At 73.1% G+C, this 13,486-nt stretch carries 11 protein-coding genes, 1 pseudogene and 1 riboswitch; of the genes and pseudogenes, 9 read left to right on the forward strand and 3 right to left on the reverse strand.

The annotated features are described in order from the left end of the window. Window positions 1-124 precede the first annotated feature (124 nt). The 8 genes and pseudogenes from HFV08_RS00695 to HFV08_RS00730 all read left to right on the forward strand — a co-directional run bounded on the left by HFV08_RS00695 (window position 125) and on the right by HFV08_RS00730 (window position 8,598). Window positions 125-931 (forward strand): phosphonatase-like hydrolase, encoded by an 807-nt coding sequence (locus tag HFV08_RS00695; protein WP_168534754.1) that lies wholly within the window; start codon window positions 125-127, stop codon window positions 929-931. Beyond that, window positions 928-2,049 carry an ABC transporter ATP-binding protein gene (locus HFV08_RS00700; protein ID WP_168534756.1) on the forward strand — a complete coding sequence of 374 codons (1,122 nt, stop codon included), beginning with the start codon at window positions 928-930 and terminating at the stop codon, window positions 2,047-2,049. The genes HFV08_RS00695 and HFV08_RS00700 overlap by 4 nt, the downstream gene beginning before the upstream one ends. Continuing rightward, window positions 2,042-2,987: pseudogene (locus HFV08_RS00705) on the forward strand (2-aminoethylphosphonate ABC transporter permease subunit). The gene HFV08_RS00700 and the pseudogene HFV08_RS00705 overlap by 8 nt, the downstream one beginning before the upstream one ends. Further along, a complete protein-coding gene (locus HFV08_RS00710) occupies window positions 2,974-3,771 on the forward strand; it encodes an ABC transporter permease subunit (RefSeq protein WP_168534758.1) in 798 nt (265 codons plus the stop codon). The pseudogene HFV08_RS00705 and the gene HFV08_RS00710 overlap by 14 nt, the downstream one beginning before the upstream one ends. Before the next feature lie 87 nt (window positions 3,772-3,858). Next, entirely contained in the window at window positions 3,859-4,935 is a 1,077-nt protein-coding gene (locus HFV08_RS00715) for a 2-aminoethylphosphonate ABC transporter substrate-binding protein (RefSeq protein ID WP_168534760.1), read from the forward strand. A gap of 230 nt (window positions 4,936-5,165) precedes the next feature. Beyond that, window positions 5,166-6,653 (forward strand): alkaline phosphatase family protein, encoded by a 1,488-nt coding sequence (locus HFV08_RS00720; RefSeq protein ID WP_210429698.1) that lies wholly within the window; start codon window positions 5,166-5,168, stop codon window positions 6,651-6,653. 91 nt (window positions 6,654-6,744) lie between these two features. Beyond that, window positions 6,745-7,524 (forward strand): HAD-IIA family hydrolase, encoded by a 780-nt coding sequence (locus tag HFV08_RS00725; RefSeq protein WP_040249071.1) that lies wholly within the window; start codon window positions 6,745-6,747, stop codon window positions 7,522-7,524. Between the two features lie 201 nt (window positions 7,525-7,725). Further along, a complete protein-coding gene (locus HFV08_RS00730) occupies window positions 7,726-8,598 on the forward strand; it encodes a hypothetical protein (protein WP_168534762.1) in 873 nt (290 codons plus the stop codon). Between the two features lie 271 nt (window positions 8,599-8,869). Here HFV08_RS00730 and HFV08_RS00735 read toward each other — a convergent pair whose 3' ends face one another. After that, on the reverse strand, window positions 8,870-9,640 hold the full coding sequence (locus tag HFV08_RS00735; protein ID WP_168534764.1) for a CbtA family protein: 771 nt from the start codon (window positions 9,638-9,640) through the stop codon (window positions 8,870-8,872). 113 nt (window positions 9,641-9,753) lie between these two features. Further along, window positions 9,754-9,966 (reverse strand): CbtB domain-containing protein, encoded by a 213-nt coding sequence (locus tag HFV08_RS00740; RefSeq protein ID WP_168534766.1) that lies wholly within the window; start codon window positions 9,964-9,966, stop codon window positions 9,754-9,756. A gap of 35 nt (window positions 9,967-10,001) precedes the next feature. Further along, window positions 10,002-10,172: riboswitch (cobalamin riboswitch) on the reverse strand. A 142-nt stretch (window positions 10,173-10,314) separates the two neighbouring features. On the opposite strand from HFV08_RS00740, the gene HFV08_RS00745 reads away from it, so the two are divergent. After that, the gene (locus tag HFV08_RS00745; protein ID WP_168535603.1) at window positions 10,315-11,379 is read left to right on the forward strand and encodes a glycoside hydrolase family 6 protein; all 1,065 of its coding nucleotides are present in this window, start codon (window positions 10,315-10,317) and stop codon (window positions 11,377-11,379) included. A gap of 128 nt (window positions 11,380-11,507) precedes the next feature. On the opposite strand, the gene glxA is transcribed toward HFV08_RS00745, so the two are convergent. Next, entirely contained in the window at window positions 11,508-13,445 is a 1,938-nt protein-coding gene (glxA, locus tag HFV08_RS00750) for a radical copper oxidase GlxA (protein WP_168534768.1), read from the reverse strand. Window positions 13,446-13,486 lie beyond the last annotated feature (41 nt).

Consider the following 13,486-nt stretch of genomic DNA (forward strand, 5'->3'; position numbering starts at 1 on the left):
AGCGAAGCCCCCGGCCCGGCGCCCCTCCCCACCCCAGTCCGAGTCCCCGCCCGAGTCCGCGTCCGAATCCTTGCCCCGACCCTTGCCCCGACCCCTGCCCCAACTCCCGCCCCAGACCCCGGCGATGACCCCGGCACCGACCCCCGTGGAGCCCCCCGTGACCGACCACCAGACCACGACCCCGACAAGCACGCGCCGCGAGGCGGCCCGCCCGGAGCCCTCCGCCGAGGGCGCGCCCCTCGACATCCGCCTCGCCGTGCTCGACATGGCGGGCACCACCGTCGCCGACGGCGGACTGGTGGAGCAGGCCTTCTCGGCCGCCGCCGCCCGCCTCGGGGTGGAGCCCGGCTCCGCCGACCACGCGGCCAAGCTCGCCCATGTCCGCGCCACCATGGGCGAGTCGAAGATCTCCGTCTTCCGGCACCTCTTCGGCGCCGAGGAGCCGGCGCAGCGCGCGAACACCGCCTTCGAGGAGGCGTACGCGGAGCAGGTCGCCGCGGGGCGCATCGCCCCGCTGCCCGGCGCGCGGGAGGCCATCGAGCGCCTCAAGGAGTCCGGCCGCACCGTGGTGCTGACCACCGGCTTCGCCCGGCCCACCCAGGACGCGATCCTCGACGCCCTCGGCTGGCGGGACCTGGTCGCGCTCACCCTCTGCCCGGCCGACGCCGGCGGCCGCGGCCGCCCCTGGCCGGACATGGTGCTCCAGGCCTTCCTGCGCACCGGCGCCGCGGACGGCGTGCACCAGATCGCCGTCGCCGGGGACACCTCGTACGACATGCTCAGCGGGCGCCGCGCCGGGGCCCCGGTCGTCGCGGGGGTGCTCACCGGGGCGCACGACGAGCCGGCGCTGCGCAGTGCGGGCGCCAGCCATGTCCTCGGCTCGGTGGCCGAACTGCCTGCGCTGCTGGACCAGTTCGGGTCCCGGCCATGAGCGGCGGCATCCGCTTCGAGAACGTCTCGGTCGCCTACGGCGCCACCACCGTCCTCGACCGCTTCGACCTCGGGGTCGAACCCGGGGAGGTCATGGCGCTGCTCGGCCCCTCGGGCTCGGGCAAGACGACGGCGCTGCGCACGGTCGCCGGGTTCGTCCACCCGGCGGCCGGGCGGGTGCGGATCGGCGGCCGGGACGTCACCGGGCTGCCCCCGTACCGGCGGGGCATCGGCATGGTCGTCCAGCAGTACGCGCTCTTCCCGCACCTGCGCGTCGAGGAGAACGTCGCCTTCGGCCTGCGGGCCCGGCGGGCGCCCCGCCGGGAGATACCCGGCCGGGTCGCCGAGGCCCTGGAGCTGACCGGGATGGCCGCCTACGCCCGGCGCCACCCCCGGGAGCTCTCCGGCGGCCAGCAGCAGCGCGTCGCCCTCGCCCGCGCGCTCGCCATCCGTCCCGAGGTGCTCCTCCTGGACGAGCCGCTGTCCGCCCTCGACGCCCGGCTCCGCTCCGGCATGCTCGCCGAACTCGCCCGTCTGCACCGCGAGTTGCCGAAGATGTCGATGCTGTACGTGACCCACGACCAGGTCGAGGCGCTGACCCTGGCCGACCGGATCGCCGTCATGGACAAGGCCCGGCTGCGCGAGGTCGGCACCCCGCAGGAGCTGTACCGCAGGCCCCGCACCGAGTTCACCGCCTCCTTCGTGGGCGGCGCCAACCTGCTGCCGGTGACCGTCACCGAGGGCGGCATCCTCCTCGGGACCACCCGACTCGACGTGGAGCGCGGGGAGTCGGCCCCCGGCGCCGGCGCCACCCTGTGCCTGCGCCCGCACCTGATCGGCCTCGGCGAGGGCCCCAACTCCCTTGCCGGCACGGTCCGGGAGGTGCAGTGGCGCGGCGCCACCCACCGGCTGCACCTGGACCTCGGCGGACGCACCCTCACCGCGGACCTGCCCGAGCTGCGCACCCCGCCCGCCCTCGGGGAGCGGATCACCGTGCACTTCGCCCCCGGCGACGCGGTACTGCTGCCCGCCGGGATCGGCGCGGACGCGAACCCCCGCACGGCTCCCGGGACTTCACCGCAGGGCGCCCTCACCGGAGCGGGGCGCGCCGATGGCTGACCCCACCCTGCTCCCGGCCGCACCCGCTCAACCGCCGTACCCGGCAGACCGGTCGGGACCGCCCGGACCGCCCGCCCGGACGCGGCCCCGGAGCAGCCCTCCGGGGTGGCGGCGCGGACTTCGAGGCGGCCGCACCCGGGCGCTCTGGGCGCTGCCCCCGCTCGCCGCGCTCGGGCTGCTCTTCCTCTACCCGCTGTACCTCGTCGTGCGGCAGTCCTTCCGGCCCGAGGAGGGCGGCACCTCCCTCGCCCCGTACACCGGGGTCCTCGGCTCCGCGGCCTTCCACGAGGCGCTGCTGACCACCGTCTGGCTGGCGCTCGCCGCCACCGCGGGCTGTCTGCTGCTCGGCTTCCTGCTCGCGCTGATCATCGCCTTCGTGCCGATGCCGGGCGCTCGCCCGGTTCATCGACGTCTTCCTCTCCTTCCCGTCCTTCCTGGTCACCCTTGCCCTGGTCTTCGTCTACGGCACCGTCGGCATGGCCAACGGAGTCTGGACCGGGGCCACCGGCGCCGCCGAGGGCCCCTTCGCCTTCCTCACCACCCCCTGGGGCGTACTCCTCGCGGAGATCACCTACTTCACGCCCTTCGTGGTCCGCCCGCTGCTCGCCGCCTTCGCCCACCTGGAGACCGCGCAGCTGGAGGCGGCCTCCTCGCTGGGCGCCCGGCCGCTGCGGATCGTGCGCACGGTGATCCTGCCGGAGGCGCTGCCCGCGCTCGCGGCGGGCGGGGGACTGGTCCTGGTGATGTGCCTCAACGAGTTCGGCATCGTGCTCTTCACCGGCGCCAAGGGCGTCACCACCCTGCCGACCCTGGTCTACGGCAAGGCGATCCTGGAGTCCGACTACCCGGGCGCCTGCGTCGTCGCCGTCGTCAACATCGCACTCTCCGTGGGCCTCTACGCCCTCTACCGGGTGGTGAGCCGCCGTGCTGGTGCATAGCCGCAAGGGCAGATGGGCGCTGTGGGCGCTCTTCCTCGCCCTCTTCCTGCCGCTCTTCGCGCTGCCGCTCGGCGTGATCCTCGCGGCCTCCTTCGCCACCCACTGGTCCGGCGCCCTGCCCTCGGGCCCGACCACCGCCAACTACCAGGCGGCCACCCGCGGTTCCTCCCTCCAGGCGCTCGGCACCAGCCTGGCCACCGCCCTCGGCGCCGGCCTGCTCGCCCTGCTCCTCGGCGGCTGGTCGGCCCTGGCCGCGCACGCGCTCGGCGGGCGCCGGCGCCGCCTGATGGACGCGCTGTTCGTGCTGCCGCTCGCGGTGCCCTCGGTCGTCGTCGGGCTCGCCGTCCTCGTCGCCTACTCGCAGCCCCCGCTGCTGCTCAACGGCACCCCCTGGATCGTCGTCCTCGCCCACACCGTCCTGGTCACCGCCTTCGCCCACCAGTCGGTCACCGCCGCGCTCGGCCGCCTCGACCCCGCCTACGAGCAGGCCGCCGCCTCGCTCGGCGCCCGGCCCTGGTACGTCCTGCTGCGGGTCCGGCTGCCGCTGCTCCTGCCCGCCCTGAACGCGGCGGCCGGGCTCTGCTTCGCCCTGTCCATGGGGGAGTTGAGCGCCACGATGATGCTCTACCCGCCCGGCTGGGTTCCGCTGCCGGTGCAGATCTACACCGCCACCGACCGGGGCGCCCTGTTCACCGGCTCCGCCCTGGCCGTCGTCCTGATGGCGACCACGCTCGCCGTGCTCCTCGCCCTCTCCCGCCTGCGCAACCGCGCCTCCTACCGCTGACGTCCACCGCGGACGCCGCTCAACTCCCCTTTCGCGCGGGTGTGTTCGCCCGCCGCTCCCGTCCCGTACTCAGGAGACACCCCTGCCATGTCCACTCCGCCCACCCTGCCCCGTACCCTCAAGTCCCTTGTGGCCGCCGGTGGTTGCCTCGTCCTCGCGGTGACGGCCACCGCCTGCGACGCGGGCTCCGCCGCCTCCGACGAGAAGGCCGTCACCGTCTACAGCGCCGACGGGCTCAAGGGGGAGAAGGGCGACGGCTGGTACGACCGGGTCTTCGCGGACTTCACCAAGCAGACCGGCATCGAGGTCGACTACGTGGAGGGCGGCTCCGGCGAGATGGTCCAGCGCGCCGTCCGCGAGAAGCGCAACACCCAGGCGGACATCCTGGTCACCCTGCCGCCCTTCATCCAACAGGCCGAGGAGAAAGGCCTGCTGACGGCCTATCAGCCCAAGGAGGCCGCTCAGCTCACCGGCGCCCCGCAGGACTCCGGGAGGAAGTGGACCCCGGTGGTGAACAACTACTTCGGCTTCGTCTACAACAAGAAGCGGCTGAAGACCGCGCCCCGGACCTGGGAGGAACTCCTCGGCTCCCGCTACAAGAACCGGCTCCAGTACTCCACCCCCGGCATCGCGGGCGACGGAACCGCCGTACTGATCAAGGCGATCCACGACTTCGGCGGCAAGCAGCCCGCCCTGGACTACCTGGGCCGCCTGCAGAAGAACAACGTCGGCCCGTCCTCCTCCACCAGCAAGCTCGCGCCCAAGGTCGACAAGGGCGAACTCCTCGTCGCCAACGGCGATGTGCAGATGAACCACGCCCAGTCCGCGAGCCTGCCCCACCTCGGCATCTGGTTCCCGGCCCGGCAGGGCGGCCGCCCCACCACCTTCGCGCTCCCCTACGCGGCGGGCCTGGTCAAGGGCGCCCCGCACCCCGGCAACGCCCGCAGGCTCCTCGACTTCCTGCTCGGCAAGCGGGCCCAGGAGCAGGTCAGCGCCATCGGCCGCGGCTTCACCGTGCGCCGCGATGTGCGCCCCACCGACGAACACGCCCGCGCCCTGAAGTCCCTGATGGACGGCGTCGAGATCTTCACCCCCGACTGGGCCGACATCGCCGGGAACCTCACGGACCACGTCGACGACTGGAAGTCGGCGACGGGCAGTTGAGAGGGGCCGGTCGACAGGGGCAGCGGGGTGTGCCCGGCGCCCCTGCGCCCCCGCGCTCCGGAATCTCTTTACCGTCCGGTGCTGTAAAGCCCGGCCGCGCATCCGCGATTATCTCCAATGCATAACAGGTATGGACCAAGACCCTCCGCGGCGCCCGCCGCCGGAGACCGCGGCCCGGCTGCCCGGCACGGCGGCCCGGCCGCCCGGAGACCCCCCACCGGAGGACCCCCATGTCACGCCTCTCCCGCCGCTCCCTGCTGCTGGGCGCCGCCGCGCTCGCCGCCGCCGGAGCGGGCCCGCTCGCCTCGGTGGCCCGCGGCGCCGCCCGGAGACCGAAGGTGCTCGCCCTCGGCATCGACGGCGCCCTGCTCTCCCGTATCGAGGACGCGCGGGCCCCGCGACTCCAGCGGCTGATGGCCGAGGGCCTGACCGCCCGCAGCAGTATCTACGCCGAGCCGCTCGCGCCCACCCTCTCCGGACCGGGCTGGGCCACCGTCCTGACCGGGGTCTGGCCCGACAAGCACCGCGTCCGGGACAACGAGTTCACCGGCAACGCCTTCGACCGCTACCCCGACTTCCTCACCCGCGTCGAGCAGGCGCGGCCCGAGCTGAAGACCCTCGCCGTCTGCTCCTGGAACCCGCTCACCGACACCGTGATCTCCCCGGCCGTCGACACCCGCGTCTCCACCCCGGAGGCGGAGTACGACGAGGGCACCACCCGGCGCGCGGTGGCCGAGCTGACCGAAGGCGACCCGGACGCCGTCTTCGTCCACCTCGACAACGTCGACCACGCGGGACACGGCAGCGGCGCCGCGAGCCAGGAGTACCTGGACGCCATCGCGGGCGTGGATGCCCAGGTCGGCCGCATCCTCGACGCGGTCGCCGCCCGGCCCGGCCACGGCGAGGAGGACTGGCTGATCCTCGTCACCGCCGACCACGGCCACACCGACCCCGGCGGCCACGGCGGCTCCTCCTGGGCCGAGCGGCAGACCTTCCTGCTCGCGGTGGGCGGCGGCGCCGAGGCCGGTTCGGTCCGGCACGACATCCGGATGCCCGACCTCGCGGCCGGCGCCCTCGCCCACCTCGGTATCGCCCTCGACCCGGCCTGGGATCTCGACGGTCGCCCCTTCCAGGAGCCCGCCGCCGACGACTTCGAGAGCCTGCGCGAGAAGCTGGGGACCGCCGTCGACGAGAGCGGCCCCGGCGAGGCCCTCGGTTTCACCCACACCCCGCCGAAGGGCTGGTCGGTCGACAACTCCGCGATGGGCGGGGGCGGAATCACCGAGTGGCGCGGCTGGACCTTCACCACCGACGAGTTCTGGACCCGGGCCGCCCCCGACCAGCAGCGCGAGTCCAACCTCCGCTCCCGGGGCGTCTTCGCGGTGGCCGACGGCGACGAGTGGTCCGACGCCGGGACCGCCGGCACCTTCGACTCCACCCTGGTCAGCCCCGCGTACCCGGTCACCGGCGGCGCGGCCACCCTCACGTACACCACCTTCTACCGCCAGGAGGGCGAGCAGCGCGGCGAGGTCTCCGTCTCCTGGGACGGCGGCGCACCGCAGGTCCTCACCACCTACACCGAGGACGTCCCCTCCCGCGTCGAACACCTCGGCCTGGACGTCCCCTCCGGCGCCCGCGAGGCCACCGTGCGCTTCCGCTACCGCGGGGGCGACAACTGGTTCTGGGCGCTCGACGGGGTCCGGCTGACCAGCGGCTGATTAAGGTGGGGGCGTCGGCACGGTGTGGTGGCGGCGCCCCCAGCACGGCACTTTCTCGGTTCGGTTCGGCGTACGGCAGGAGACCCGCACGATGTCACACCGCAGGCCCATCGATTCCTGGCTCACCGACATGGACGGGGTCCTCATCCACGAGGGCGTGCCCATCCCGGGGGCCGAGGCCTTCATCAAGCGGCTCCGCGAATCCGGCAAGCCCTTCCTGGTCCTCACCAACAACTCCATCTACACCGCCCGCGACCTGCACGCCCGCCTGAAGCGGATGGGCCTGGACGTCCCGGTCGAGAACATCTGGACCTCCGCCCTCGCCACCGCCAAGTTCCTCGACGACCAGCGCCCCGGCGGCACCGCGTACGTCATAGGGGAGGCGGGCATGACCACCGCCCTGCACGACATCGGGTACGTCCTCACCGACGCCGACCCGGACTACGTGGTCCTCGGCGAGACCCGTACGTACTCCTTCGAGGCGATGACCAAGGCGGTACGGCTGATCAACGCGGGCGCCCGCTTCATCTGCACCAACCCCGACGAGACCGGCCCCTCCACCGAGGGCCCGCTGCCCGCGACGGGCTCGGTGGCGGCGCTCATCACCAAGGCCACCGGCAAGGAGCCCTACTTCGCGGGCAAGCCGAACCCGCTGATGATGCGCACCGGCCTGAACGCGATCGGCGCCCACTCCGAGTCCAGCGCGATGATCGGCGACCGGATGGACACCGACGTCCTCGCCGGTCTGGAGGCGGGCATGGAGACCTTCCTCGTGCTGACCGGCCTCACCGCCGAGGCCGACATCGAGAAGTACCCCTTCCGGCCGTCCACCGTGGTGCGCTCGATCGCCGATCTGGTGGATCTGGTCTGAGGCGGGGCCGAGGCTGAGGGTCGGCCTCGGGATCGGGGCTGGATCCGTAGCCCGGGTGTTCCGACCGCCGCCGACCGGGGCGTTCCCGGCGGAGAGGCGGCCCGGCAGCCCGGTCGACATCGGGCCGGTGGCTACGCTCCGTAGCGCTCCGGATGCGAAGTGCCTCCGCGGGGGTGAACCTGCCGTAGTAGGAGGTTCACGATGCACATAGCTCTGCTCTCTCTGAGCGCCGCGGCCGCGGGCGCCGTCCTGATGGCGGCACCCGCGTGCGCCGTCCTGATGGCGGCACCCGCGTGCGCCGCCCAGGGGCCGCCGCCATCCGCGGGGGACGGGGTGGTGCGGGTCGCGCCCGCGGTCGTCGACCGCGGCGGCAGCGTCGCGCTCACCGTCACCGGCTGCCCGGGCCGCACCGGGCGGGCCTACTCCCCGGCCTTCGCCGCCCCCGCCGAACTCACCGCCGCCCCGGGCGCCCCGCTCCGCGCCGAGGCCCGGATACGGCCCACCGCCACCCTCGGCCTGCACGAGGTACGGATCGCCTGCGCGACCACCGGCAGCCCGGTGGACCCGGACGGCGCCGCCCGGGCCGACCGGGGGCTGCTCACCACCTTCCGGGTGCTCGACGAGGGGGCGGGCGACCGGGCGGGCACGGCAGACCTGGCAGATCTGGCGCCCTCGCGGAGCGGCCCGGACGAGGGCACCCGGGGCGCCCGCCACGCGGCCCACTCCACGGGCTCGGCGCCCGGCGAAGGGCAGAGGCAGGTACCCGGCGAGGAGCGGGGAGCGGCCCCCGGCGAGGAGCAGACGTCGGCCTCCGGCGAGGGACAGGCGTCCGCCCCCGGCGAGAAGCAGGGGGCGGCGGCCCCGGAGGCGACCGGCGCGGCCCCTTCCGCCTCGCCCGGACCGCGGGCCCCCGGCGCCGCCGCCCCGGAGATGGCCGCCCAGCCCGAACTCGCGGGCCCCGGCACCCGGCACACCGTCACCGGTCTCGCCCTCGCCTCGGTGGCCGCGGTCGCCATGGCGGTACGGAGCACCCGCCGCGGAGCCGCGCGCACCGGCGGAAAACCGCGTGGCTGACGGGAGTTGAGGGGCGGGCGGAACACCGGGCGGAGCACCGGGCCGAACACGGGCGGAACACCGGGCGGAACACGGGCGGAACACCGGGGGAAAGACGCTGCGGAACGGGGGGAGCGGCGAAGGCCACGACACCCGGCCCGGGAATGGCGAAGTCCCCGATACCCGGCCCCGGAATGGCGAAGGCCCCGATACCCGGCCCCGGAATCGGGGACGGGCACCGGGGCCGGTGCGCGAAGCGGGCGCCGTTCAGGCCGTGGCGGTCTCCCGCCGTTCAGGCCGTGGCGGTCTCCCGTCGTGGCTCGGCGGCGGTGGCCGGACGGGACGCGGCGCGCAGGCCGAGGGCGCCGAAGACCGCGCCGAAGACGGCCCAGAGCAGAGCCTGGGTGCCGATCGACAGGACGCGGAAGTCCCAGAGCAGGGTGGCCTCGACCGGTACCGCGTCCGGGTTGTCCGGGAGCAGGAAGAGCACCGCGAGGACGGCGACCACGGTGACGGCCACGGCGGTGTGGCGAACCGGGACGGGCCGTTCGGCGAGCTTCACCGCGACCTGCCAGGCGAGCAGCAGACCGAGGACGCCGATCGCGACCGCGCCGAGCCACATCTCCTGGCGGTCGGTGACCGTGGCGGAGTCGCCGACGCCGGGCGGGTTGGCCGGGTAGCGCAGGGCGGGCAGCAGGGCGACCGCGAGGAAGGCGGCGGCGGCGAGGACCAGGGCGCGCGGCCAGGGGTTCGCCAGGGGCGTGCGGCGGTGGATCAGGGCGTAGGCGAGGGCGAAGAACACGCCGAGGGCGATGCCCGCGACGACCGCCGTGACCACCAGGCCGAAGTGCTGGGTGGAGCGGGAGAAGAGTTCCTCGTGGTGCTGGGCCGTGGCGGCGGCGTGCTCGTGCGCGTGCTCCTTCGCCGCGCGCGCCTCCTCCTCGCGGATGGCGCGGTCCATCAGCGGTTCCGCCGCGAACAGCGAGAAGAGACCGGCTGCGAGACCGGCGGCGGCGCCCGCGACGACGCCGCGTCCGAGCAGGGGTATCAGGGGTGTGGACATGGTTCTGTGCGCTCCGGGATCAGTACGCGGGGGTGGTCGTACGTGGTGCGGGGAGCGTCGTCACCGTCCCGTGCGGGCCCGGTGGGCGCCGCGCGGGACGGTGACGACACCCTCTAGTGGCACGGAGCGCCGAACAGGTGGCGGCCGTCGTGCGCGAACTCGTGCAGATAGCTGCCGGTCGCGGAGACCAGGGTGCCCTGGTCGAGGAAGACGGCGTACAGGGCGATCAGGGAGACGATCGCCGCGGCCGCCGCGATCGCCCAGTCGCGGGTGCTGAGAGTGGCGTCGGCCGCCGACGCGGTGTGCGATGCGGTGTGCAAGGACATACCGGTGGACCTCCTTCTTGGGGTTTCCACGCCCCATGGCAGGAGGACGACGGGTCAGTTCCTGACTCCCGCGCGGCGGCTGCCGGCGGTAACAGTGGCGGGACCGTCCCGGATTCGCACCGGGTTCCTGGCTTCCGTCGCCTCGATGTATGGATTTGTCGTCCGGAGAGTCCCAGCAGTTCGGTGAACCTGTCAACCAGACAGGTCACTTCTGCGTCCGCCCCTCGGACACCCCGCGCGCCCGCCGCCCGAACCGGTCGCAAGCCGCCGACCTGGGGTGTACGGACGCTGTGCGGCAAGGCGGGTGTGCCACGATGGGACGCCAGTGAGCCCACCGAGGGGGAGTGGATGTACGGCAGCACACCGATCTGCCGGGCCGCGGACCGCGGCACCGTGAGCAAGCGCACAACCGGCTCCGCCCGTACGGGACTTCGGGCCGCGGCGCTCGGCGCGGCGGCCGCGCTGCTGCTCGCCGGCTGCTCCTCCTCCGACGACGGCGGCGAGGAGTCTGCGCCGGTGCGTCAGCAGCCCAAGGCCGCCGACCCGTTCTGGGTGAATCCGGACGGCAAGGCCGCGGCGCAGGCGGCCGGTTACCGGGGGGACGGGCAGGACGAGGAGGCCGGTCTGCTGCGCCGGATCGCCGAGCAGCCCGCCGCCGAGTGGATCGGCCAGGAGAACGCCGAGCAGCAGGCGCGCGGTTTCACCGAGGCCGCCGCCAAGGCCGACCGCCGGGCCCTGCTCGTCCTCTACAACATCCCGCACCGCGACTGCGGCAACTACTCGGGCGGCGGCGCCGCGGACGGCAACGCCTACCGCGGCTGGGTCGATCAGGTCGCGGCGGGCATCGGGGACCGCCCCGCCACCGTGGTCCTCGAACCCGACGCCGTACTGCACCTGGTGGACGGCTGCACCCCCGGCGAATTCCACGAGGAGCGCTTCGACCTGCTCAAGGGCGCCATCGAGCGCCTGGGCGCGCTGCAGGACACCGAGGTCTACCTCGACGCGGGCAACGCGGGCTGGGGCAAGCCCGATCAGCTCTTCGAGCCGCTGAAGCGGGCGGGCGCGGAGCAGGCGGACGGCTTCGCGGTCAATGTCTCGAACTTCTACGGCACCGACCAGTCCGTCGCCTACGGCAAGCAGCTCTCGGCGAAGCTCGGCGGCAAGCCCTTCGTCGTCGACACCAGCCGCAACGGCAACGGCCCCTACACCGGCGGCGATCCCAAGGAGCGCTGGTGCAACCCGCCCGGCCGCGCCCTCGGCGAGCCCCCCACCGTCAAGACGGGCGACCCCCTGGTCAAGGCCTACCTCTGGGTCAAGCGCCCGGGCGAGTCCGACGGCACCTGCAAGGGCGGCCCCAAGGCGGGCGAGTGGTGGCCCCAGTACGCGCTGGGGCTGGCGAAGGGCGCGAAGTAGCCCATGGGCCAGGAGAGTTGAGGAACGCCCGCCGGACCGCTGGAGGACCGGCGGGCGTCCTGTTGCCCGGGAAGTCGTCGCGCGCGCCCGCGAGTTCGCCCCGCGCGCTGCTTCCCGGGGACGGCTGCCTACGGCACCTTCACCCACTGCGCCTTCGACGGTGTGCCCTTGCCGTCCGTCACGAAGAGCATGTACCAGCCGGAGGGGACCAGATTGCGGTTCTTCGGGACCGTCACGGTGACCTGGTCGCCCTCGGTCTTCATGTCCAGGGCGACGGAGCGCTGGTCCACGTCGGTGACATGGGTGGAGGCGCTCGGCCGGATCAGGCGGGCGTTCTTCAGCGCGGCGGCGGTCGGCGAGGTGAAGGCCGCCGAGTCGCCGCGCTCGACGGTCTTCGGGCCGCCGCTGAGCGTGGGGCGCGAGTCGCGGTACAGATAGGGCGGGGTGTAGATCTCGATGCGCTGCTCGAAGGTGCCGGGCTTGCTGCCGGCCTTGTCCGCGTAAAGCGAGTCGGAGCCGAAGAACATCACCCGGCCGTCCGGCAGCAGGAGCGAGCCCGAGTGGTAGTTGCGGCCCACCTCGGGATCGGCGACCCGGTCGAAGGTGCGGGACCTGGGGTCGTAGAGCCGCGCCTGGTGGATGTTGGAGTCGCCGCGCCCCCGGTAGTCCTCGGAGCCGCCGGAGACCAGGACCGTGTCGTCGGGCAGTACGGAGGCCTGCGGGTAGCGGGTGCCCTTCTCCAGCTCGGGTCCGTCGGTGAACTTCGGTGACGTGTCCAGGAGATCGACGATCCGGGTCTTCCTGCTGGACTTCTCGGACTCGCCGACCCCGCCGCCGCCGATCACCATGTACCGCTCGTCCTGCGCGGGCGGCAGCAGCACCGTGTTGGAGGTCTCCAGCTGGTCCGCGTCGCTCAGCCCGGGGATCTTGCGGAACTTGTTGGTCTTCAGGTCCCACAGGCCCGGGTCGCGGCCGACGTCGTCCGGTCCGTACCCGGCGTTCGAACCGGAGTAGAAGAGCCTGCTGTCCCGGGTGAGGAAGACCGCGGGATAGGTCGGGAACTGGCGCTGGCCCTTGGTGTACGACCACTTCCTCGTCTTCGGGTCGAAGACCTCGTTCTTGCCGGGCACCAGCTGGCCGATCTCGTCGAGTCCGGAGAGGCTGAGCACCTTTCCGTCCGAGAGCGTGGTCAGCGTCGGATACCAGCGGGCCTCGTTCATCGGGTCGACCTTGATGTACTTCTCGGCCCGCGGGTCGAATTCGTAGGCGTCCCGGATCCCCTGGAAGTCCTTCTTGTCCAGGGCGAGTTTCTGCGCGATGCCGTACACATTGCGCGCGTCGGAACCGGTGAGCCCCTGCACCCGGTAGTTGTCCTGGGTGCCGGTCTCGTACTTCGTGCCGCTGCGCTGCGCCTCCACATAGACGCGGCCGAGGCCGGGGTCGTTGCGCTCGAATTCCCCGGTCTCCTCGTCGAAGACCTTCTTCGCGCGCTCGATGACGACGGGGTCCTTGGAGACGAAGGTCTTGCCGTTGGTCCGGCCCGAGAAACGGGTTCCGGCGGGCAGCGTCACCGGCTTGTCGGGGTCCTCGTTGTGGACGATCATCAGGCCGCCCGCCTTGGTGACATCGCCCTTCAGCTTCTCGTAGCGCTGGGTGCCGCCCGCGATGAGGAGATTGCCGTTCGGCAGCTGGGTGTGGCCGGTGCAGAAGAGGTCGACCGGGGTGGGAATGCTCTTGATCGTCCGCTTCTCCGGGTCCCAGAGCCGGGTCTCGAACTTCTTCGCGTCGAAGTTCTCCTGGTTGTTCCCGCTGCCCGCGACGAGCAGGATCTTCCCGGTGTGCAGGAGCGCCGCGTGAATCGTGTTCAGCCGGTATTTCTCGGGAAAGTCGATGACATCCCAGTGGCCGTTGTCGGCCTTGTACTCCGGCTTGTTGATCGTGTAGTCGTGGTACTCCTCCGAGACGAACCGGTACGCCGCCGGTCCGTTCATTCCGGCGAGCGCGACGACGACCGCCGAGACGATCGCGATGCGGCGTATGCGGCGGCTGCGGGAGCGGTCTTTCACGTGAACCCCGTGATACTCGAGATGTGCGCGTACTTCGTGTC

Source organism: Streptomyces physcomitrii (assembly GCF_012273655.1).
GTDB classification, from domain to species: Bacteria; Actinomycetota; Actinomycetes; order Streptomycetales; family Streptomycetaceae; genus Streptomyces; species Streptomyces physcomitrii.